This window comes from Sphingomonas flavalba, from assembly GCF_004796535.1.
Taxonomy (GTDB): Bacteria; Pseudomonadota; Alphaproteobacteria; order Sphingomonadales; family Sphingomonadaceae; genus Sphingomonas_L; species Sphingomonas_L flavalba.
The window spans coordinates 117,552-137,932 of sequence record NZ_SPHY01000004.1; the positions used below are offsets into that span (position 1 = coordinate 117,552).

The following is a 20,381-nucleotide window of genomic DNA, read 5'->3' on the forward strand; positions in this document are numbered from 1 at the left end:
AAAACAGTCATGACTGTTTTGCAAGCCGCTTCACATCCGGCGGCGGAAGGGACCCGGAACGGCCGGGCCGAGAGAGAGGACGCGCAGCATGAGCCACCTGTTCGGACCCGTTTTCCAGATCGCCTATGTTGTCGAGGACGTCGACGCCGCGATCGACCACATGGTCAAGACGATGGGGGTGGGGCCGTTCTTCCTGTTCCCGCTGCCGTTGCAGGCAGAATGGCTGGAGGTGCGCGGCGAGCGGGTGCCGGCCGACTATGACCTGCTGGCGGCGGCGGCGCTGTCCTATAGCGGCGAGACGATGATCGAGCTGATCCAGCCGGGCTCCGCCCCGTCGACCTATCGCGAGTTCCTCGACGCCGGGCGGCGGGGCGTCCACCATCTGGGCACCGTCGCCACCGATTACGACGCGCAGATGGCGGCGGCGCGGGCCGCCGGCATCGGCGTCGCGGCCGAAGGTGTCCTGCCGATCTCCCGCTTCGCCTATCTCGATACCGACGTGCTGTTCCCCGGCACGATGGTCGAGCTGATCGAGATGACCCAGGCGATGCGCGACCTGTTCGACGGCATCAAGGCGACGGCCAACGCCTGGGACGGCAGGGAGCCGGTGCGCCGGATCTGAATTCCCGGAGCCGCCGACGCCCGGTCAGGTCAGGGCCGTTCGCGGCGCAGGGCGTCGGCGCGGGTGCGCAGATACTGGCGGACGGCGGCGAGCTCCTTGTCCGTCAACTCCTCGAAGCGCGGCATGCCGGCGGGAACCAGCGTGCCGTCGCGCACGATGCCGGTGAAAATGTCCGGCGACATGACCGCGAGGGAGGTTCGCAGATCCGGCGCCGTGCCGCCCGCAATCGCCCCGCCGCCATGGCAGACCGCACAGCGGATGTTGAAGATCCCCTCGCCTGCCCCGGCCGCCGCCGCATCCGCCCGGAAGCCGGGATCGGGCGCCGCCTTCGCCACATAAGGCGTCTTGGCCGGCAGCACCGCCTTGCCGTCCAGCGCGAAGGTCAGCACCCGGCGGCTCTGCGTGCGGTAATCGATGCCGAACTGGGCGAGTAGCGGCCCGAACAGGCCGGCGCTGGTCCCCATGCCGGCGATGACCGTGACATATTGGCGGTCGCCGACCCTGTAGCTGATCGGCGGGGCGACCACCGGGGCCCTCGCATCGAAATTCCACAGCGGCTTGCCGGACGTGCCGTCATAGGCGGTGAAGCTTGAATCCGGGTGGCCCTGAAAAACGAGGTTGCCGCCGGTGGCGAGGACGCCGCCGTTGAAATGCCCCGGTGTCGGCAGGCGCCAGGCGGCTTTCTGGGTGACCGGATCCCATGCGACCAGGTAGCTGAGCGTCTTGGCACCGGCCGGCGGCCGGATGTCGACCCGCACGCCATAGTCGAGCGCCATGCCGGGCGTCCGCCGCCAGTTGGCCGCGGTGATGCCGGCATCGTCGAACGTCGCCTCCAGGTCGATCGCCGGGATATAGACCAGGCCGGTCTTCGGGCTGTAGGCCATCGGCGTCCAGCTATGCGCGCCGACCGGCGTGGGCCGGAACGTCGCCGGGCCATCCTCGTAGCGGATGTTCGGTTCCTCGACGGGGCGCCCGGTCTTGAGATCGATCCGCTTCGCCCAGGTGGTGGTGACGAACGGCTCGGCCGAGATCAGCTCCCCGGTCAGGCGATCGAGCACGTAGAAGAAGCCGTTCTTGGGCGCGGTCATCAGCACCTTGCGCTGCTTGCCGCCGATCGTCAGGTCGGCCAGTTGCATGTCCATCGCGGCGTTGAAATCCCAGCTTTCGCCCGGGTTGATCTGATAGTGCCATTTGTACGCCCCGGTTTTCGCGTCGAGGGCGAGAATGGAGCAGAGGAACAGGTTGTCGCCCTTCCCCGCGCTGCGAATCTTGTGGTTCCACGGCGAGCCGTTGCCGGTGCCGAGGTAGAGCGTGTCGCTGTCCTTGTCGTAGGTGATCGCGTTCCAGACGGTGCCGCCGCCGCCATGTTTCCACCACTCACCGGACCAGGTTTTGGCGGACATCTTCATCGCATCGGTCTCGAACCCGTCGGCCGGGTTGCCGGGCACGGTGAAGAAGCGCCATTTCTGCTCGCCGGTCTCGGCGTCATAGGCGGTGGCGTAGCCGCGGATCGCCGCTTCGTCGGCGCCGCCATTGCCGATCACCACCATGCCGTCGAACACACGCGGCGGGCCGCTGATGAAGCGCTGGTCGTCCTTGCCCATCGTCATCGCGGTCCACACCGGCTTGCCGGTCTTCGCGTTGAGCGCAATCAGCCGGCCGTCCTGGGTGGCGATGTAGACCTTGCCGTTCCAGTAGGCGATGCCCCGGCTGCCCCAGCCCTGACGCAGCTTGTGCCCCGATGCCTCCGGCGCCTTCGGGTCATATGTCCACAGCAGCCTGCCGGTGGCGGCGTCGACCGCGTGGGCGACGCTGTAGCCCGAAGCGAAGTAAAGGATCCCATCGACCGCGATCGGCCCCGTCGCGGGATTGCCCGGCGGCAGGTCGAGCGACCAGACAAGCCCGAGCCGCGACACGGTTTCGGGATTCACCTCGTCGAGCGGACTGTAATGCTGCTCCCCGTAAGTGCGGCCGAAGCCGGGCCAGTCGCGCCCGTCGCTGCCGTCGTCCAGCTGGGCAAGCCAGCCCTGCGGACCGGCGACCGCCGCCGTGTTATCAGCGGGGGCGGAGCGGTTGCAGCCGGCAAGCGCCAGAATGACGCACGCCGCCAGAGCGCGCTGTGCGGCTGAGGCCATTATCGATTGTCCCGGTTGCGTCGCATCGGCGCGATATTTTCCATATTCGATGTCAATGACAAGATTAATACTAGTAGATATACCTATAAATATAGGTATCTGTACCTAGATATACATTACGATTATTTTCCGTATACTTTTAATGCTTCATCGCTATCCTATAGTCTGGACGATCATGAGGAGGCGAACAATGGCCAATATTTCGATTCCCGTGGAGAAGGGCGCCGACCCTCTTGGTTATGCGCTGGCCCGCCTTGCGCCTGATATCGGGCCGGCGGCGGGCGCCTATGTGCAAGCGGTCTATCAGTCGCTGCGCCTGCCGCTGCGGGTGGCGGAAGCGGCGCGGTATCGCACGGCGCAGATCAACGGCTGCCTCGTCTGCCAGGATTTTCGGGCGGGCGACCATCTTGACGCCTATCTCGAGTCGATCGGCGGCGACCCGACCCAATCGCTGGTCGCGCGCGGCGGCGCGCGGCCCGACGAGGCATTCTATGCCGACGTCGCCGACTGGCGCCAGTCGCCGCTGTTCAGCGAGCAGGAGAAGCTGGCGATCGAATATGCGGAGCGCATGGCCGATGCCCCGCGCGACCTGCCCGGCGAGGACCGGTTCTGGCGGCGGATGCACGATGCCTACAGCGACGCCGAAATCGTCGAGTTGACGCTGGCGATCGGCTGCTGGATGGCCATGGGCCGCTTCACCCATGTCCTTGGCCTCGACACGGTGTGCATGGCCGACATGGTGCAGCCGGCGGCGTGAATGCGACGGCGGAGGGCCCGCGCGCCCCCCGCCGCCGACGCGGCCTGCGCCACAGACGCAGGCGGCGCGTTCCGTCACTGCCCGAACTTCATCCCGACCTCGACGCCGTAGAAGCGCGGCGGCCCGAACTGGGTGTTGAGCCACAGCCCGGCGACGTTCTGCGACGCGATGCGGTAGCGCTTGTCGGTGAGGTTCCGCCCGATCACCCGGACGAAATATTTGTCATCGACCTGCGCCAGCGTCAGTGACGCGTTCAGCAGCGTACGCGCGTTCAGATAGGTGTTGCCGAACGGCGTATCGATCGCCTGGGTCGACAGGTTGCGCCCGGTATAGGCGGCGTTGCCGTTGGCGATCAGCTTGAATTCGTCGCCGATCGGCACCTCATAGGTGGCGTCGAGCGTCCACTGCCATTTCGGCGCGCGATCGAGCGGCGCGGTCGCGAGATCATAGCCGGCATTGGGCGCGGTGTACCTGTTGTATTTCGCGTCCTGATAGCCAAGGACGCCGCGCAGCGTCAGCCCGTCGACCGGCGTCGCCGACGTTTCGAGCTCGATCCCGTTCACCGTCGCGCTGGCCGCGTTGACGAACATCGTCACCTGATTGGGCAGGCCGTTGACGACGATCGGCACGTTCAGCTGCTTTTGCAGATCCTTGTATTTGACGTGGAAGCCGGTCAGGTTGAAGCGCAGGCGGCGATCGAAGAACTCGCTTTTCACGCCTGCTTCATAGCTGTCGGCGATTTCCGGATTGGTCGCCTTCGCCGCTTCCCGGAAAGCATCGAGGTCGGCACCGAAGGCCGCGAAACCACCGATCTGGTCGTTGAAGCCGCCGCCCTTGTAGCCGCGCGAAACCGTGCCGTAGAAAAACACGCTTGGCGTCGCCTGCCAGCCGAGGCTGCCGCGATAGGTCAGCTTGCGGTTGTGCATGTCGACCGACACGACATTGTCGGGGAAATTGAACACGCTCAAGTCGAGCGGCTCGTTGATCGTGACCGGGCGCACCGGGGTGCCAAGATTGGCGATGAACGTCTGCTGACGCCCCCACCAGGTCTTGTCGTCCCAGCTGTAACGCGCGCCGGCGGTCAGGGTCAGTTCCGGCGTGAACTTGAACGTGCCCTCGGCGAACAGCGCCTTCGATTCCGCCTTCTGGGCATTGCACAACGTAAACGGCGTCTGGTTCCACGGACCATAAGGCGTGGGCGGCCCCAGCAGATCCTGGAAGCCGAGCAGCTGGGCAACGCAGAATTCCGTCTTGTCCTTTTGATAGAAACCGCCGGCGACCATGTCGAACGGACCGCCGAAGTCGGACGCGAAGCGCACTTCCTGCTGGTAGGTCTTGCGATCGTCGTCGCGATTGGCGTCGAAGAAGGACAGCGGCTCACCATCCGGCGCGATCGCCACCGCGCCGGCATAGCTGTTCGGCAGGCGCGACCGCTGGAACCGATAGCCGGACACCGAGGTCAGCGTACCGACGCCGACATCGATGTCGACGTTCAGATAGACGCCGTCGACACTGACGCGCTGCCCCAGCGGCATCGAAATCAGGCCGGCGAAGCGGTTGGTCGACGCCGCGTTTTTCAACGGATCCGCGCTGTTCGGATTCTGCCGGATGGTGCCGAGCAATGTCGTCAGGAACGCGTCCGCGCCACCCGGCCCCTCGAACAGACCATTCTCGTTGACCGACGGCACGGCATCGGAGCGATCGCGCAGCCATTCATATTGCAGCAGCGCGCTGATCTTGCTGTTCGGTTGGAACAGCAGCTTCGCGCGGGCGCTCCACACGTCCTTTCCGCCAAGCCGGCTGTTGTCGAGGCAGCCGGAGACGCCATCGAACTTGCTGGGCGAGAAACCGGCCACCGGCCCGTAGCAGGCGCCGTTGCGGTAATAGCCCTGGCTCTTTTCATGCCCGGCGACCAGCCGCAGCGCCAACACGTCCTCCAGAATCGGGACGTTGGCCGCCCCCTGGACGCGCCGGGTGCCGAAGCTGCCGTACTGGGCACGGCCTTCGACGCCGACGACGTTCATTTCCGGGCGCTTGGTGCGCACGGTCACCGCGCCGCCGGTCGTGTTCTTGCCGAACAGCGTGCCCTGCGGGCCGCGCAGCACCTCGACCTGAGCGATATCGAACGTGTCGAGCAACTGGGTCTGCACCGACGGAACGACGAAGTCGTCGACCAGCACCGCCACCGGCGGCTCGAAATAGACGATGATGTTGGTCTGGCCGACACCGCGCATGGCGAAGGAGGCGGCATTGAAATTGGCGATCGTCGCCGCCGAGAAGTTCGGCACGAAAGCGGCAAGATCGCCGATGTCGCGTGGCGACGCCTGTTCGATCAGGCTCTGGTCGATCGCGCTGACCGCGATCGGCGTGTCCTGAAGGCGGGTCTCGCGCCGCGTCGCGGTGACGACGATTTCCTCAAGGCCGCCGCTGCTGGCGACAGCGCCGGCGGGCCGGTCGGCCGCCACTTGCGCCATGGCCGGAGGCGCGACCGCGGCAGCCGCAAGCGCGGCGCAGGCGGAATTCAACAGCCAATCTGTCCTGGACATAACCTCCCCTTCTTCCCGACGCGGAGCCTGGAATCCGGCTCCGTCATTCACGCAGCCTATCGTGCTTTTTGAATTTTTCAATCAATCAAGAATGTTTTTAATTCGATGCCGCGCTGCGCCACCCCCGTACCGCCTATTCGCCCCGCGTGGCCGGCGCCCGGAACGATATTAGCGCTTGAATAAGCCGACATGATTGTTTTTAATGTTGCCAGATCGACGCGAGGATCGATGGTCTTACGGGTCGGAATGAGGAGACGGCATGGCCTACAGCTTTCTGTCGCGCTTTCGGATCAAACCGGAGAGCGAGGCGCGATTTATCCGCCTCGCCCGTACGATGGAGGGACTGGTCGACCGGGAACCCGGCACCCTGGCCTTCAAGTTTTTCCGCCTGGCCGAACCGGGCCTGTTCGCCGTGTTCGAATCCTTCGTCGACGAGGCCGCCGACAAGGCGCACATGGAAACGGAGCACGGCAAGCCGCTGATCGCCGAGATGATCGAGTGCATGGCCGGCGGCTATGAGCGCGAATTGCTTTACGATCTGGAAGGACCGACCGCATGAGCGGCAAGAGTTTCATCGCGCAATTGCGCGCAAAGCCGGAAAAGCGCGACGAACTGATCGCGCTGCAGGCGGAGCTGAAGGCGCTGGTCCGGGCGCAGGAGCCGGACGCGCTGGTGTACGAACTGTTCCAGTCGGACGACGACCCGGACCTGTTTCAGGTCGTCGCCACTTTCCGCGACGACGCCGCCTTCGACCACCATATGCAGATTGATTTCCACGACCGGCTGGTGCCGCCGATCCTCGCCTGTGTGGACGGAGAGATGCAGATCGCCTTCTATCGTTCCCTGCCCTGAGGGCGCCATGCCCGGTGCCGGAACGTGTCGCACCGCAGGCAGATGGAGAGGCGCATGGCCAGCGTGGAAGACCGCATCGCCCGGCTGGAAGCGGAAGCGCAGATCCGCCAGCTTGTCGCGCGCTACTGCTTCACGATCGACGATCGCGACATCGACGGAATCCGCGCGCTGTTCACCGACGACGCGGTGCTGAAATCGGCCGACGGGGTGATGAACGCGACCGGCGTCGACGCGATCATGGCCCAGTATGACGGCCGGTTCGCCGTGCTGGGCGCCGGCCACCACTTCATGCACGATATCGAGATCAATTTTGCCGGCGGCGGGAACGAGGCGACCGGCCGCGTCTCCGGGCATGCCGAACTCTGGCGCGCGGGCACGATGATGGTCGCCGCCCTGCGCTACGACGATGTCTACCGCAACAGCGCCGCCGGCTGGAAGTTCGCCAGCCGGACGATCAACTTCCTCTACTATGTGCCCGTCAACCAGTATCCCGGCATATTGGGGGCACCCGACCGCAACCGCGCCTATGCCGAACCCAGGCCCGCCGACTACCCCGAATCCCTGCCTAGCTGGATCGCCTACGAGCGCGCACGCGGGCGCGGCTGACAACGCAACCGACCAGGATACCGATCATGCTGCCCGTTCCGTTTCGCCCCGCCATCATCCAGTACGCCTGGGTCGTGCCCGAGCTGGAGGCGGCGGCGCGCCATTGGCACGCGACGCTGGGCGTCGGCCCGTTCCTCATCAATCGCGACCTGAAGCTGACCCGGCCGCGCTACCGTGGCCATCCGGGCGGACCGCGCTTCTCGACCGCCGTCGCCCAGTCCGGCGATGTCCAGATCGAACTGGTCGAGCAGCTCGACGACAGCCCCTCCGCCTACCGCGACCTGGTGGCGCCGGGGGCAACCGGCTTCCATCACGTCGCGTTCATCGCCGGCGACTTTGCCGCTGCGCTGTCAGGGCTGACCGGCCAGGGGCACGCGATTGCCGCGGACGGCCTGTTCGGCGACATGCAGTACGCCTATGTCGACACCAGCGGCGCGATCGGCTGCATGACCGAGATCATCGAGGACAAGCCGGCAATCCGCGCATTCTTCGCCGCCGTGCGCAAGGCAGCGGAACGATGGGACGGCGACCCGGCGACGCTGTTGCGCGAAATGGCGCCGGCGCCCGCCTCCTGACCCGAGCCGGCGGTGGGGCGATCAGCCCCCGGCGATGGCGGCGCGATGGGCGCGGGCGTTTTCGACATAGTGGGCAACGCCCAGGCGGTTGAAGGCGATCTCGGCCTCGGTCAGCATCCGCGCCAGCCTGGCCGGGCGGCCGGTCCACAGCTCTCCGGCGCCAATCCGCTTGCCCGGCGTCAGCAACGCACCGGCGGCGAGCATGCCGCCGGTCGCGATATGGCAGGCGTTCATGATCGTCGCGCCAAGGCCGACGAACGCGCCGTCGTCCAGCACGCAGCCATGGACCATCGCCATATGGCCGATCAGCACGTCATCGCCGATCAGCGTCGGCTGCCCCGCGTCCCCCGGCGCCAGCGGCGAATCGACATGGACGACAGTGCCGTCCTGGATGTTGGTGCGCGCGCCGATCCGGATCCGGTTCACATCGCCGCGCAGCACGCAATTGTACCAGATGCTGGCCTCTGCCCCGATCTCGACATCGCCGATCAGCCGGCAGCCCGGCGCGACGAAGGCGCTCGGATGGACGACCGGCGTCTTGCCGCCGAACGGAATGATGCTGACCCCTTCCACCTTGCGCGCTTCCTTATCTGTTCAAGGCCGGTCCATCGCATAACAGATGTGCCAGCTGAGCGGGTGATCGGGCGGGAAGCGCGGGTGGGCGAAGTCCAGGTCCTTGCGCCGCCGCATGCCGAGCCGCTTCATCAGGCCCCAGCTGCGGACATTGCCGAGCACGGTGATCGCGACGACGCGCGGCGCATCGAGGTTGGCCCAGGCCCAGGCCAGCGTCGCCTCCGCCGCCTCGCGCGCATAGCCCTGGCCCCAGACGTCGGCGCGCAGCCGCCAGCCGATCTCGACCTCGTCGGTGATCGGGCCGACCTCTCCCGGCTTCAGGCCGCAGAAGCCCAGGACGGCGCCGTCGTCGATCCGCTCGATGATCCAGAAGCAATAGCCGTTCGCCGCGAGCAGCGCCTGCTGGCGCGTCACCGCCGCCTTCAGCACCGCCGGGTCCGCGACACCGCCGAGATGCGCCATCACCTCCGGCGTGTTGGTGGCGGCAACGAACGCGTCGCCATCGTCGTCGCGCCAGCCGCGCAGGCGCATCCGCCCGGTCTCGATCATCACGCTCATCGCGCCGCGTCTGCCTTGGGCGCCCCCGCGGTGAGCAGCGGCAGGATGCTGGCGAAATCGTCCGTCCACGGTGCGAAGCCCGGTTTCGCGGCAAGCGGCTGCCAGTGGGTCTCCCCGGCCGGGGCGAGCGCCGTCAGCCGGGCAAGCGTCGCGGGATTGCGCGACATCGCCACCCAGACGGAACTCGCCAGATGCCGTTGGTCGAGCGCCTCGCGATCGACCTCGTCGTCGTAGACGGCGGCCGCCCAGCCGCCTTCGGCCGCCGCGCCGGCGATCACCGGCCGCAGGTCCAGAAAGCGGTTGGAGATATGGACCAGCAGCAAGCCGTCGCGGGCGACGACCCGCGCATAATTGGCGAATGCCTCGACGGTCAGTAGGTGCATCGGCACCACGTCGGACGAGAAGGCGTCGAGCGCGAGCAGGTTGAATTGTCCTTCCGGCCGGGCGGCGAGCGTCAACCGGGCATCGCCGATGATCACCGGCACATGCGGCAGGCAGCGGCCGAGGAAATGGAAGGCGCCGTCATCGCGGGCGATCCGCAGCACCGCCGGATCGATCTCGAAGAACCGCCAGCTCTGGCCGGGGCGCGCATAGCAGGCGAGCGTCCCGGTCCCCAGCCCGACGACGCCGACGCTGGCGTCGGCCCCGGCAAGCGCGGGCAGCGCCTGCATCGCCTGCCCGATGCCCGACCGGCGGCCGTAATAGGCGGTCGGTTCCGTCTCCCGCCCCGGCACGGTGATCTCCACGCCGTGCTGGGTCGTCCCGTGCGCGAGCGAGCGCAGGCCCTCCGCCGGCAGGTCGCGCACCGTGTAGATGCCGAAATAGCTGCGCGTCCGCGCCCCCGGCCGAGCGCTCAGCTCAAAGGAATGCCAGACGCCGAGCACCAGGCCGATCGCCAGCAGGCAGGCGACGAACGGCACCCGACGACCAACCGCCAGCATGCCGATCAGGCCGATGCCGACCGCCGTGATCATCGCCGCATTGCCGCTCAGCCAGGCCGGGCCGGCAAGACCGACGACGGCGAGCAGCAGCACCAGCGCAACGGCGACGGCGGTCAGCAGCGTCGCGCGCCGATCGTAGTTCCACACCCGCTGGAGCGCCGGCGTCAACGCCCGCATCGGCACCACGCAACCGGCGAGCAGCAGCAGCAACGGGTGTTCGTAGGTCCAATCGAACAGCAACGGCGCGAACAGCCCAGCGAACAGCCCGCCAAGCGCCCCGCCGAACGACATCGCCAGATAGAACCCGGTCAGCCGTTCCGGCGCCGGGCGGGTGCGGTACATCTCCGCATGCAGGGCGACAGCGACGACGAACAGCAGCAGCAGGCCGACCGCCATCGAGAAGAAGGGCTGGGCCGGGTTGTTGCGGATCGCGACCGCGCCGCAGATCAGCAAGGTGAAAGGCGCGATAAAGGTGATCGTCCGCGCGACGCCGCCGCGCGTCGAGAAGGCGACCGAGAAACTGAGCAGATACAGGCCGAGCGGCAGCACCCACAGCAGCGGCATCGCGACGATGTCGGTGGTGATGTACGTCGTCGTCGACAACATCAACCCCGACGGTACGAAGGCGAGCAACACCCAGTAGAGCTGCCGGCGCAGCGGCGGCGGCTCCGATGGGCGGGCAGCGGCCGGCCGGGCCGGATCATGGCGGGGCAGCAGCGTCGCGCAGCCGATGACCAGCAGGATCAGCACGCCGTAGCCGATGCTCCACAGCCGGCTCTGCGCGGCCAGCGCGAAGCCCGGTTCGACGAACAGCGGATAGGCGAGCAACCCGGTGAAGCTGCCAAGGTTCGACGCTGCGTAGAGCGCATAGGGGTCGCGCCCGCCGCTTGCCGCGCTGTACCAGCGCTGGATCAGCGGCGCCTGCGCGGACACGGCGAAGAACAACGGGCCGATCGACACCAGCAGCAGCCACGGCACCCAAAGCGCCGGGTTTGCGGTCGCCGATGGATAGACCGCGGCGAGCCCAATCGGCAGCCACAGCGCCGCCGCGCAGAGCAGCGCGGCATGGACCAGCGCCTGGCGCATCACATGCAGCCGGCCGAGCAGGTGCGCGTAGGCATAGCCGCCGAGCAGCAGCGCCTGATAGACCAGCATCGCGCTGTTCCACACCGCCGGCGCCCCGCCCAGCCGGGGCAGCGCCATGCGGGCGATCATCGGCTGGACCAGGAACAGCAGGAAGCTGCCGACGAAAATGGTGATGACGAACAGCGGCCCGCGCCAGCGTGCGTCGTCGGTGTCGATCGAACGGCCGTCGATCGGGGCGGCCGCGCTGGCCATCAGCCGCCGATCAGCCGCGCCGCGTGGGCGGCGTGGTAGGTGAGGACGCCGGCGCAACCGGCCCGTTTCAGCGCGGTCAGCGTTTCCAGCACCAGCGCGTCGCGGTCCCCGGCGCCGGCAGCGGCCGCCGCCTCGATCATCGCATACTCGCCCGACACCTGATAGGCGAACACCGGCACCCGGAACGCGTCCTTCACCCGGCGGATGATGTCGAGATAGGGCAGGCCCGGCTTGACCATGACGCTGTCCGCCCCCTCCGCCAGGTCGAGCGCCACCTCGCGCAGCGCTTCGTCGCTGTTGGCATGATCCATCTGGTAGCCCCGCTTGTTGCCCTTCAGCAGCCCGCGCGAGCCGACCGCGTCGCGGAACGGGCCATAAAAGGCACTCGCGTATTTTGCCGAATAGGCCATGATCTGGACGTTGGCATGACCGCCGCTTTCCAGCGCGTCCCGGATCGCACCGACGCGGCCGTCCATCATGTCGGACGGGGCGATGATGTCGGCACCCGCCGCCGCCAGAACCAGCGCCTGATCGGCCAGCACCGCCATCGTCTCGTCATTGAGGACGTTGCCGGCCGCGTCGACCAGCCCGTCCTGGCCGTGGCTGGTATAAGGATCGAGCGCAACGTCGGTCAGCACACCGATGTCCGGCACCGCATCCTTCAACGCACGGGTGGCGCGGCACATCAGGTTGTCCGGGTTCAGCGCCTCGCGCCCGTCCTCCGTCCGCAGCCCTGCGGGGGTGTAGGGGAACAGCGCAACGCAGGGGATGCCCAGCGCCGCCGCCTCGCGCCCGCGCGCGACGATGCCGTCGACCGACCAGCGCGACACGCCGGGCAAGGTCGCGATCGGTTCTTCGATCCCCTGCCCCTCCATCACGAACAGCGGCCAGATGAAATCGCTGGGCGCGATGCGGGTTTCGGCATGGAGCGCGCGGCTCCAGGCGGTGTAGCGGGTTCGCCGGAGGCGGAGGGCCGGATAGGACGCGAAAGGCATGTCTTCCCCTAGGACGGATCGCCATTCAGAAGATGGCGAGCCGAAAATGGCGGCTTCTCGCGCTTCCGGTGCTCACGTGCGATCGGGACGCTGCGCTCCGGGTCACGAAAAACCACCATTTTCGGCTCGCCATCTTCTGAATGTCGCTCCGTCCTAGCCGAAACCACCCCCGCGCCCAAGATGCGTCATACGCGAAATGCGTTGTGCATCCGTTATGACCGTCGTGCGTTCAGGCGCGATGACACACCCCCTTCCCCGGCAGGCCGTTCTTGTCGTCAACGCGCAGTCGCGGCGTGGCCGCGCGCTGTTCGGCGCGGCGCGGGACAAGCTGGCCGCCGCCGGCATCACCCTCAGTGCCGCACACGCCGTCCGCGATCCGAAACGGCTGGGGCCGACGATCCGCAAGGCGCTGGCCGACAAACCGCCGATGCTGATCGTCGGCGGCGGCGACGGATCGCTGTCGATGAGCGTCGACGATTTCGTCGGCACCGCGACGGTGTTCGCGCTGCTGCCGCTCGGCACCGCCAACAGCTTCGCCCGCACGCTTGGCATTCCGCTCGACCTGGACGGGGCGGTCGCGGTGATCGCCGGCGGCGAAAGGCGACGCATCGACCTGGGCATGATCGACGGCGATTATTTCGCCAACTGCGCCGCGATCGGCCTGGCACCGATGATCGCCGAAACCGTGCCGAACGGGCTGAAACGCTGGCTGGGACGCGCCGGCTATCTGGCGTGGGCCGGCTGGAAATTCCTGGGATTCCGCCCGTTCGGCATCACCATCGGCGAGGGTGAGGCGGCGCAAACGCTGGACGCGGTGGAGGTCCGCATCGCCAATGGCGGCTATCATGGCGGCACCGAACTGGTCGAAAGCGCGGAGCCGGACAGCGGCGAGATCGTCATCCAGGTCGTCGTCGGCAATGCCAGCCGCCGGCTGCTCGCCAGTTGGGCGGCGAGCGTGCTGCGGTTGCAGGCGCGCAAGCGGACGGTGCGTGAATTCCGCGGCCCGGCCTTCCGCATTGCGACCGACCCGCCCTTGCCGATCTCGATCGACGGCGAGGTACTGGCGCGCACTCCGGTGACGGCAAGGGTCGCCCGCGCGATTATCGAGGTAGCGGCGCCTGCGTCGTCCCAGGCGTGATCCGCCAAGGTGCGTGGGCTCCTGCCTTCGCAGGAGCGCTGACTGCATCTCTTGCGAGCCGGCTCTAACGCACCCGCCGCGCCGAGGTGATGCGGATCGGGTCGGCGATCATCTGGCCGACCATCGCGCTCTTGCCTTTCTGGGCGACGGTCGGCGCAGCCAGAATCTTGCGGACGACCGGCATGCCCGACACCACCCGGCCGAACGCGGCGTAGCCCAGATTGTCGCCCGGCCCGCCCGGCTTGGCGTCCATCGACGGCATCGGGCCGACGGTGATGAAGAAATCGCCCATCGCGCTGCCCGGCCGTGTCCGCGCCATCGAGATCGTACCGTCAAGATGCTTGAGGCCGGTCTTGCTGGTCGGCTCGTGCGCGATCGGCGGCAGCGCGCGGCTGATCGTGTGACGGATGCCGCCCTGGATAAAGCCGAGCCCCTTGGTCCGCGGCGTGCGGGCGGCGCGATAGAAGCTGGTGCCGTCGAGCTTCTTCTGGTCGACATAGGCGAGGAAGTTGCGCGTCGTGATCGGCGCCTGCCTGGTCGCCAGCTCGATGGTGATCGGCCCGGCAGTGGTTTCCAAGACGACGCGGGCCGGCGCGGGCGGCGCGGCGACAGCCGCCGGCATCGGGGCGAGCAGGAGCAGGGCGAGGGAGGCGAAAATGCGAATCATCGCGGCAAACTGGCGGCGGAGACGCCGGAAGGCAACCGCCGCCCCATGCCGCTACTGTGCGGCGGGCACCTGCCAGCCACCGCCGAGCGCGCGGAACAGCGCGATCTGCGCGGCGGCAATGCCGGCGTCCGACGCCGCGACGTCCGCCTCGGTCGCGGCGAAGGTGCGTTCCGCATCCAGCACTTCAAGGAAATCGACCGTGCCCTCGCGCTGACGGGCGCGGACGATGCGCGCCGCCGTCGCCGCCGCGTCGCGCGCGGACGCCAGCGCCCGCCGCCGCTCGATCGCCTGCGTGTAGGCCGATAGCGCCGTCTCCGTCTCCTGCAGCGCGCGCAGCACCGTGCCGTCGAACGTGGCGAGAGCCGCCTGCTCGTCGGCGCGGGCGGCGGCGATGCGGGCACGCTCCGCCGTCTGGTTGGGGAAGGTCCAGCTAATCAGCGGCCCGAGCAGCCAGCGCAGCGGCCCGGCGCCGAAACTATCCCCAAAGCCGGTGCCGGTAGACCCGACCGATCCGCCCAGGCTGATCCGTGGGTAGAGAGCGGCGGTGGCGACGCCGATCCGGGCGGTCGCGGCGGCAAGCCGGCGCTCCGCCGCTCGCACGTCCGGCCGCCGCGCCAGCAATGCCGCGCCGTCGCCGACCGGGATCGGCTGCACGACGCGCGGCGTGGTGGCGCGCGCGGAGGCGGTGTCCGGCAGCTCCGCCGGGGCCCGCCCGGTCAGCGTCGCCAGCGCGAACAGCGCTGCCTGGCGCCGGGCGACGAGCGGCGGGATATCCGCCTTGCGCTGGTCGCGCAGCGCGGCGAGGCGCGCGACGTCCAGCTTGTTCGCCCGGCCCGCTTCGAACCGTTTGGTGGTCAGCGTGACCGAACGGTCGAGCAATTCGACGATCTCGGTCGCGACCTTCAGTTGTTCCGCCGCCGCCGCCGCGTCGACGTAGGCGGCGATGGTGTCGGACACGATCGTCACCCGCGCGGCATCGGCATCGGCCGCCGCCGCGCCGACATCGCCGCGCCCGGCCTCTATGTTGCGGGTGACGCGGCCGAACAGGTCGACTTCGTAGGCGACGCTCAATCCGCCGTCGACCTGCCAGTCCTCGCGCGGGGCGCCGGGCGCGCGCTGCCCTGCCGGCAGCCGGCCGTAATTGGCGCCGGCATCGATACCGGTGCGCGGCAGCCGATCCGCCCCCGCCTCGCGCAATGCGGCGCGGGCGCGGTCGAGGCGGGCGACGGCGACGCGGATGTCGGTATTGGCGGCAAGCGCGTCGGCGACCAGGCCGTCAAGCACGGGATCGTCGTAGAGCTTCCACCACGGACCGGCGCCCGCTTCAGCCGTCGTCACGTCGGGACCGGCGGCGGTGAAGGCGCCGGCCGCTGCCGGGGGCGGCGCCGGCGCGACGTAATCCGGGCCGGCGGCACAGGCCGCCAACGCCAGCGCGGAGGCGATCGGGAGGAACTGGACTGGTTTCATCGCTACGCGCCTTCCTATTCGGCCGGCTGCAGCCGGTCCGCCGCCGACGGCCGCCGGCGCGCCAGCCGGTCGCCGATCGCCCGGCACACGACGTAGAAAGTCGGGGTGAACGCCAGGCCGAAGCCGGTGACGCCGATCATCCCGAAGAACACGGCGGTGCCCAGCGCCTGCCGCAGCTCCGCCCCGGCGCCGCTGGCGATGACCAGCGGCAGCGTGCCGAGGATGAAGGCGAAGCTGGTCATCAGGATCGGCCGCAGCCGGGTCTGCGCCGCGCGCACCGCCGCCTCGGTGACCGACAGGCCGTCGCGTTCCTCCGCCTGCTTGGCGAACTCGACGATCAGGATCGCGTTCTTCGCGGCGAGCGCAATCAGCACGACAAGGCCGATCTGGGTCAGGATGTTGTTGTCCATCCCGCGCAGGTTGACGCCGACCATCGCCGCCAGCAGGCACATCGGCACGATCATGATGATGGCGAGCGGCAGCGTCAGGCTTTCGTACTGCGCCGCCAGCACCAGGAACACGAACAGCACCGCCATCGCGAAGACGACGCCGGCGGTGTTGCCCGCCGCCTTCTGCTGATAGGCGATGCCGGTCCATTCATGGCCGTAGCCGCGCGGCAGCACGCTGTCCGCCAGTTGCTCCATCGTCGTCAGCGACTGGCCGGACGAGTAGCCGGGCGCGGTATCGCCGTCGATCTCGACCGCCGGGAACAGGTTGTAGCGGACGACGCGGTACGGCCCGGCCCTGTCGGCGAAGGTCGCAACCGCGCCGATCGGCACCATCGCCCCGGAATCCGAGCGCGTCTGCAGATTGGCGATGTCGGCGATCGAGGCGCGGAACGGCGCGTCGGCCTGCGCGGTCACCCGCCATGTGCGGCCGAGCAGATTGAAGTCGTTGATATAGGCCGAACCGAGATAGACCTGCAACGCCTCGAACACCCGGTCGGGCGGCACGCCCAACATCTCCGCCTTGCGGCGGTCGATATCGGCGTAGACGCGCGGCGTGTTGGTGTCGAAGAAGGTGAAGATCTGAGTCAGACCCGGCGTTTCCCGTGCACGGTCGATCAGCGCGTTGCTCGCCTGGGCCAGCTCCGGATAGCCGCGACCGCTACGATCCTGCACGATCATCCGGTAGCCGCCGGCCGAGCCCATGCCCTGGATCAGCGGCGGCGGGATGACCAGCACCCGCGCCTCGTCTATGTCCGCCACCGCGCCGCGGACATTGTCGATGATCTGCTCGTAACTGACCCCCAGCCCCTTGCGTTCGTCGAACGTCTTGAACGGGAAGAAGGCGGTTGCGGTATTGGGTGCCATCGTCTGCGACGCGCCATCGAAGCCGGCGAACGCCACCGACCCGCGAATCCCCGGCTGGGTCTGCAACCGTTCGGCGACCTTGCGGACGACCGCGTCGGTCCGCTCCAGCGACGCGCCCGGCGGCAACTGCATCACCGCCATCAGATAGCCCTGATCCTGCGCCGGGATGAAGCCCGACGGAGTGACCCAGAACACGCCGCCGGTAACCGCGATCAGCCCGGCGTAAACGATCATCACCCGCTTCGGCATCTGCACCAGGCGCCGGGTGGTATCCGCATACCAGGCGCTTAGGCGGTTGAGGCCGTCATTGAAACGCGCGCCAGCGGCCGCGAGCATCCGCCGCCAGCCAGCCGCCTGCCCGGCGCCGTCCTCCCCCTCCTCGCGCGGCTTCAGCAGCAGCGCGGCCAACGCCGGTGTCAGCGTCAGCGACATGACCAGCGAAATGACCGTCGCGGTCGAGATGGTGACCGCAAACTGGCGATAGAATTCGCCCGAAATCCCGGTCAGGAACAGGGTCGGCACGAACACCGCGCACAGAACCAGCACGATCGCGACCAGCGCCGCCGCCACCTCATCCATCGACGCGCGCGCCGCTTCCAGCGGACGCAGGCCGTGCTCAAGGTTGCGCTCGACATTCTCGACGACGACGATCGCGTCGTCGACGACGGTGCCGATCGCCAGCACCAGCCCGAACAGCGACAGGGTGTTCAGCGAATAACCTAGCGATGCGAGCACCGCGAAAGTGCCGATCAGCGACACCGGAATCGCGATGATCGGGATGATCGACGCCCGCCAGCTTTGCAGGAAGACGAGGATGACGACGACGACCAGCACCAGCGCCTCGAACAGCGTCGCCTTCACCGCGCTGATCGATTCCGCGATGAAATCGGTGGGGTTGTAGATGATCCGGTATTCCAGGCCCTGCGGGAAGCGCGTCGCCAGATCGTTCATCGTCGCCTTGACCGCGTCCGACGTGGTCAGCGCGTTGGTGCCCGGCCGCTGGAGCAGCGCCAGCACCACCGACGGCTTGCCGTCCAGATAGCCGTTGTTGCTGTAATCGGCGGCGCCCAGTTCGACACGCGCGACATCCGACACGCGCACCTGCCGCCCCGCCGCGTCGGTGCGGATGACGATGTTCGCGAACTGCTGCGGATCGGACAGCCGGCCCTGCGTTTCGACGTTCAGCTGGAACGCGCTGCCGGTCGAATAGGGCGGCTGGCCGAGCGTACCGGCCGCAACCTGCACGTTCTGGGCGCGCAAGGCGGCAACGATGTCGCCGGCGGTCAGATCGAGCGCGGCGGCCCGGCCGGGGTCGATCCACACCCGCATCGCATAATCGCGCGCGCCGAACAGCTGGACGTCGCCGACGCCGTCGACCCGCGCCAGGACGTCACGGATCTGGGTCAAGGCGTAGTTGGACAGATACTGCTGGTCGAGCGAGCCGTCGGGCGAAACGATGTTGACGACCATCAGGAAGTTGGGCGACGCCTTCAGCGTCACCACGCCCTGGCGCCGCACTTCTTCCGGCAGCAGCGGCAGCGCGACCGCGACGCGGTTCTGGACCAGCACCTGCGCGGTATCGAGGTCGGTTCCCTGCTTGAAGGTGACGGTGATCGTCACCCGCCCGTCGCCGGTCGACTGCGACGACTGATAGAGCATGTTGTCGACGCCGTTGATCTGCTGCTCGATCGGCGCGGCGACGGTTTCCGCCAGCGTCTCGGCGGAGGCGCCGGGATAGGTCGCGCTGACCGTCACCGTCGGCGGGACGATGTCCGGATATTGCGCGACCGGCAGTGCCAGATAGGCCAGGCCGCCGACCAGCGCGATGATGACCGCGATGACCGCCGCGAAGATCGGCCGGTCGATGAAGAAGCGGGAAAGGCGCATGCCTTCCTCCCAACAAGAGCAAAACTAATTGGCGACCAGCGTTGCCTGCGCGGCGACGGGCACGGACACCGGCACCGCCGCTTCCGCCTGCGGCGCGATCCGCCCGGCCTTCGGCGTCACCTTCTGGCCGGGGATCGCCGACTGCATGCCGGCGATGATGACGCGCTCGCCCGGCTTCAAGCCGTTGCGGATGACACGCAGGCCGTCGACCACGGCGCCGACCTGAACGGTACGCGTCGCGACGCTGTTGTCGCCGCCGACGACCAGCACCGTCCTGCGCGCCTGATCGGTCTGCACGGCGGCATCCGGCACCAGCAGCGCGCGGACGGTGCCGCTGCTGCCCAGCCGCATGTTGCCGAACATGCCCGGGGTCAGGAAATAGCCCGGGTTGTCAAGCACCGCCCGCCCGCGAATGGTGCCGGAGCGGGGATCGAGCCCGTTGTCGGTGAAGTCGAGCGTGCCCTTCCAGCGATAGTCGGGCTCGTCCTGCAGCCGGATCTCGACGACCGCGGGCGCGCCGCCGGAATCGCTGTTGCGCCGCGCCTTCAGGAACAGCGCTTCGGAGGCGTCGAAGGTGAAATAGATCGGGTCGAGCGCGTTGACCGTGGTCAGCAGCGTGCCGCCGGTGCCCTCGCCGCCGGCGACCAGATTGCCGGCATCGACCCGGCGATCGGAAATACGGCCGGCAATCGGCGCGCGCACCTGGGTGAATTCCATGTCGAGGGCACGGGAACGGGCGCGCGCCTCTGCCGCAGCCAGCGCCGCTTCCGACGCACGCACGCGGGCGCGCAGTGCATCAACCTCACCAGCGGAAACCGCCTCGTCGGCGATCAGCCGGGTCGCGCGCCCCAGATCGGCCTGGGCCAGCGCCACGGCGCTGCGCGCGCTGGCGACATTGGCCCGCGCCTCCGCCAGCGCGGCGGCGAACGGCCGCGGATCGATGGTGAACAGCAACTGGCCCTTGCGGACGATCGCACCGTCGCGGAAGTGGACGGCGGTGACCGCGCCGGAAACGCGCGGGCGGATTTCCACCGTGCGGCTCGGCGCGAAACGGCCGACATAGTCGTCCCATTCGCTGACCTCGCGGACCAACGGCTGCGCGACCGTCACGTTTGGCGGTGCCTGCGCGGCCGTCGCTTCTGGCCGGTCGAACAGCATGACAGCGGCGGCGACAAGCAGCGCGATGACGATCAGCGCCAGACCGCCGCGTTGCCACGGCGCCAGCCCGGCGAACCGCTCGCGCAGCCCGGCGGGCGACGGATCGTCATCGGTACGGACGACCGGGCCCTGCATGTTCATGTCAGCGCGCTCGAAGGCGCAGCCACGCAACGGGGCCGAGCGCCTTGACGGAAACTGATGCGGACCATGTCATTCCTTTCGATCCGGCACGGCGCCGTGGGCGCCATGATCG

The 20,381-nt window shown here is 68.2% G+C and carries 17 protein-coding genes; 7 read left to right on the forward strand and 10 right to left on the reverse strand.

Annotated elements, in window-relative coordinates; all coding sequences use genetic code 11:
- Positions 1-88 precede the first annotated feature (88 nt).
- Positions 89-622, forward strand: a complete 534-nt coding sequence (locus E4A53_RS05965) for a VOC family protein (protein WP_136162184.1) — start codon at positions 89-91, stop codon at positions 620-622.
- 29 nt (positions 623-651) lie between these two features.
- Here E4A53_RS05965 and E4A53_RS05970 read toward each other — a convergent pair whose 3' ends face one another.
- Positions 652-2,757 carry a PQQ-dependent dehydrogenase, methanol/ethanol family gene (locus E4A53_RS05970; protein WP_136162185.1) on the reverse strand — a complete coding sequence of 702 codons (2,106 nt, stop codon included), beginning with the start codon at positions 2,755-2,757 and terminating at the stop codon, positions 652-654.
- A 190-nt stretch (positions 2,758-2,947) separates the two neighbouring features.
- Between E4A53_RS05970 and E4A53_RS05975 the strand changes: the two genes are divergently transcribed.
- Positions 2,948-3,514 (forward strand): carboxymuconolactone decarboxylase family protein, encoded by a 567-nt coding sequence (locus tag E4A53_RS05975; RefSeq protein ID WP_136162186.1) that lies wholly within the window; start codon positions 2,948-2,950, stop codon positions 3,512-3,514.
- A 74-nt stretch (positions 3,515-3,588) separates the two neighbouring features.
- Here the strand turns inward: E4A53_RS05975 and E4A53_RS05980 are convergent, their stop codons facing one another.
- On the reverse strand, positions 3,589-5,988 hold the full coding sequence (locus tag E4A53_RS05980; protein WP_239018153.1) for a TonB-dependent receptor: 2,400 nt from the start codon (positions 5,986-5,988) through the stop codon (positions 3,589-3,591).
- 331 nt (positions 5,989-6,319) lie between these two features.
- Between E4A53_RS05980 and E4A53_RS05985 the strand changes: the two genes are divergently transcribed.
- Genes E4A53_RS05985 through E4A53_RS06000 form a run of 4 tightly spaced genes read left to right on the forward strand, consistent with a single transcriptional unit; the run spans position 6,320 to position 8,093 of the window.
- A complete protein-coding gene (locus E4A53_RS05985) occupies positions 6,320-6,619 on the forward strand; it encodes a putative quinol monooxygenase (RefSeq protein WP_136162188.1) in 300 nt (99 codons plus the stop codon).
- Positions 6,616-6,912 (forward strand): putative quinol monooxygenase, encoded by a 297-nt coding sequence (locus tag E4A53_RS05990; RefSeq protein ID WP_136162189.1) that lies wholly within the window; start codon positions 6,616-6,618, stop codon positions 6,910-6,912. The genes E4A53_RS05985 and E4A53_RS05990 overlap by 4 nt, the downstream gene beginning before the upstream one ends.
- A 54-nt stretch (positions 6,913-6,966) precedes the next feature.
- Positions 6,967-7,518 carry a nuclear transport factor 2 family protein gene (locus E4A53_RS05995; protein ID WP_136162190.1) on the forward strand — a complete coding sequence of 184 codons (552 nt, stop codon included), beginning with the start codon at positions 6,967-6,969 and terminating at the stop codon, positions 7,516-7,518.
- 26 nt (positions 7,519-7,544) lie between these two features.
- Positions 7,545-8,093, forward strand: coding sequence for a VOC family protein (locus E4A53_RS06000; protein WP_136162191.1), 549 nt, complete (start codon positions 7,545-7,547; stop codon positions 8,091-8,093).
- A 21-nt stretch (positions 8,094-8,114) separates the two neighbouring features.
- On the opposite strand, the gene E4A53_RS06005 is transcribed toward E4A53_RS06000, so the two are convergent.
- The 4 genes from E4A53_RS06005 to hemB are packed head-to-tail and all read right to left on the reverse strand — an operon-like array spanning position 8,115 to position 12,498.
- The gene (locus E4A53_RS06005) at positions 8,115-8,666 is read right to left on the reverse strand and encodes a gamma carbonic anhydrase family protein (RefSeq protein ID WP_136162192.1); all 552 of its coding nucleotides are present in this window, start codon (positions 8,664-8,666) and stop codon (positions 8,115-8,117) included.
- A gap of 21 nt (positions 8,667-8,687) precedes the next feature.
- A complete protein-coding gene (locus tag E4A53_RS06010; RefSeq protein ID WP_338054976.1) occupies positions 8,688-9,224 on the reverse strand; it encodes a GNAT family N-acetyltransferase in 537 nt (178 codons plus the stop codon).
- Positions 9,221-11,503: a fused MFS/spermidine synthase gene (locus E4A53_RS06015; protein WP_136162193.1), complete on the reverse strand. Its 2,283-nt coding sequence runs from the start codon at positions 11,501-11,503 to the stop codon at positions 9,221-9,223. Before E4A53_RS06015 ends, E4A53_RS06010 begins: the two co-directional genes overlap by 4 nt.
- Complete coding sequence (hemB, locus tag E4A53_RS06020; protein WP_136162194.1) at positions 11,503-12,498, reverse strand: porphobilinogen synthase; 996 nt, start codon at positions 12,496-12,498, stop codon at positions 11,503-11,505. Before hemB ends, E4A53_RS06015 begins: the two co-directional genes overlap by 1 nt.
- Before the next feature lie 238 nt (positions 12,499-12,736).
- On the opposite strand from hemB, the gene E4A53_RS06025 reads away from it, so the two are divergent.
- Positions 12,737-13,636, forward strand: a complete 900-nt coding sequence (locus E4A53_RS06025) for a diacylglycerol/lipid kinase family protein (RefSeq protein WP_136162195.1) — start codon at positions 12,737-12,739, stop codon at positions 13,634-13,636.
- Between the two features lie 64 nt (positions 13,637-13,700).
- Here the strand turns inward: E4A53_RS06025 and E4A53_RS06030 are convergent, their stop codons facing one another.
- From E4A53_RS06030 to E4A53_RS06045, 4 genes are read right to left on the reverse strand one after another with little or no spacing between them, the layout of a single operon-like run.
- Entirely contained in the window at positions 13,701-14,303 is a 603-nt protein-coding gene (locus E4A53_RS06030) for a peptidylprolyl isomerase (protein ID WP_136162196.1), read from the reverse strand.
- 51 nt (positions 14,304-14,354) lie between these two features.
- Positions 14,355-15,770: an efflux transporter outer membrane subunit gene (locus E4A53_RS06035; RefSeq protein ID WP_136162197.1), complete on the reverse strand. Its 1,416-nt coding sequence runs from the start codon at positions 15,768-15,770 to the stop codon at positions 14,355-14,357.
- A gap of 14 nt (positions 15,771-15,784) precedes the next feature.
- Entirely contained in the window at positions 15,785-18,970 is a 3,186-nt protein-coding gene (locus E4A53_RS06040) for an efflux RND transporter permease subunit (protein ID WP_136162198.1), read from the reverse strand.
- 24 nt (positions 18,971-18,994) lie between these two features.
- Complete coding sequence (locus E4A53_RS06045) at positions 18,995-20,269, reverse strand: efflux RND transporter periplasmic adaptor subunit (protein ID WP_239018154.1); 1,275 nt, start codon at positions 20,267-20,269, stop codon at positions 18,995-18,997.
- Between the last annotated feature and the right edge of the window lie 112 nt (positions 20,270-20,381).

Coding starts and splice junctions, on each gene's coding strand:
- E4A53_RS05965 (WP_136162184.1), top strand. CDS start 89: ATGAGCCACCTGTTCGGACCCGTTTTCCAGATCGCCTATGTTGTCGAG.
- E4A53_RS05970 (WP_136162185.1), bottom strand. CDS start 2,757: ATGGCCTCAGCCGCACAGCGCGCTCTGGCGGCGTGCGTCATTCTGGCG.
- E4A53_RS05975 (WP_136162186.1), top strand. CDS start 2,948: ATGGCCAATATTTCGATTCCCGTGGAGAAGGGCGCCGACCCTCTTGGT.
- E4A53_RS05980 (WP_239018153.1), bottom strand. CDS start 5,988: ATGGCGCAAGTGGCGGCCGACCGGCCCGCCGGCGCTGTCGCCAGCAGC.
- E4A53_RS05985 (WP_136162188.1), top strand. CDS start 6,320: ATGGCCTACAGCTTTCTGTCGCGCTTTCGGATCAAACCGGAGAGCGAG.
- E4A53_RS05990 (WP_136162189.1), top strand. CDS start 6,616: ATGAGCGGCAAGAGTTTCATCGCGCAATTGCGCGCAAAGCCGGAAAAG.
- E4A53_RS05995 (WP_136162190.1), top strand. CDS start 6,967: ATGGCCAGCGTGGAAGACCGCATCGCCCGGCTGGAAGCGGAAGCGCAG.
- E4A53_RS06000 (WP_136162191.1), top strand. CDS start 7,545: ATGCTGCCCGTTCCGTTTCGCCCCGCCATCATCCAGTACGCCTGGGTC.
- E4A53_RS06010 (WP_338054976.1), bottom strand. CDS start 9,224: ATGAGCGTGATGATCGAGACCGGGCGGATGCGCCTGCGCGGCTGGCGC.
- E4A53_RS06015 (WP_136162193.1), bottom strand. CDS start 11,503: ATGGCCAGCGCGGCCGCCCCGATCGACGGCCGTTCGATCGACACCGAC.
- hemB (WP_136162194.1), bottom strand. CDS start 12,498: ATGCCTTTCGCGTCCTATCCGGCCCTCCGCCTCCGGCGAACCCGCTAC.
- E4A53_RS06025 (WP_136162195.1), top strand. CDS start 12,737: ATGACACACCCCCTTCCCCGGCAGGCCGTTCTTGTCGTCAACGCGCAG.
- E4A53_RS06030 (WP_136162196.1), bottom strand. CDS start 14,303: ATGATTCGCATTTTCGCCTCCCTCGCCCTGCTCCTGCTCGCCCCGATG.
- E4A53_RS06035 (WP_136162197.1), bottom strand. CDS start 15,770: ATGAAACCAGTCCAGTTCCTCCCGATCGCCTCCGCGCTGGCGTTGGCG.
- E4A53_RS06040 (WP_136162198.1), bottom strand. CDS start 18,970: ATGCGCCTTTCCCGCTTCTTCATCGACCGGCCGATCTTCGCGGCGGTC.
- E4A53_RS06045 (WP_239018154.1), bottom strand. CDS start 20,269: ATGAACATGCAGGGCCCGGTCGTCCGTACCGATGACGATCCGTCGCCC.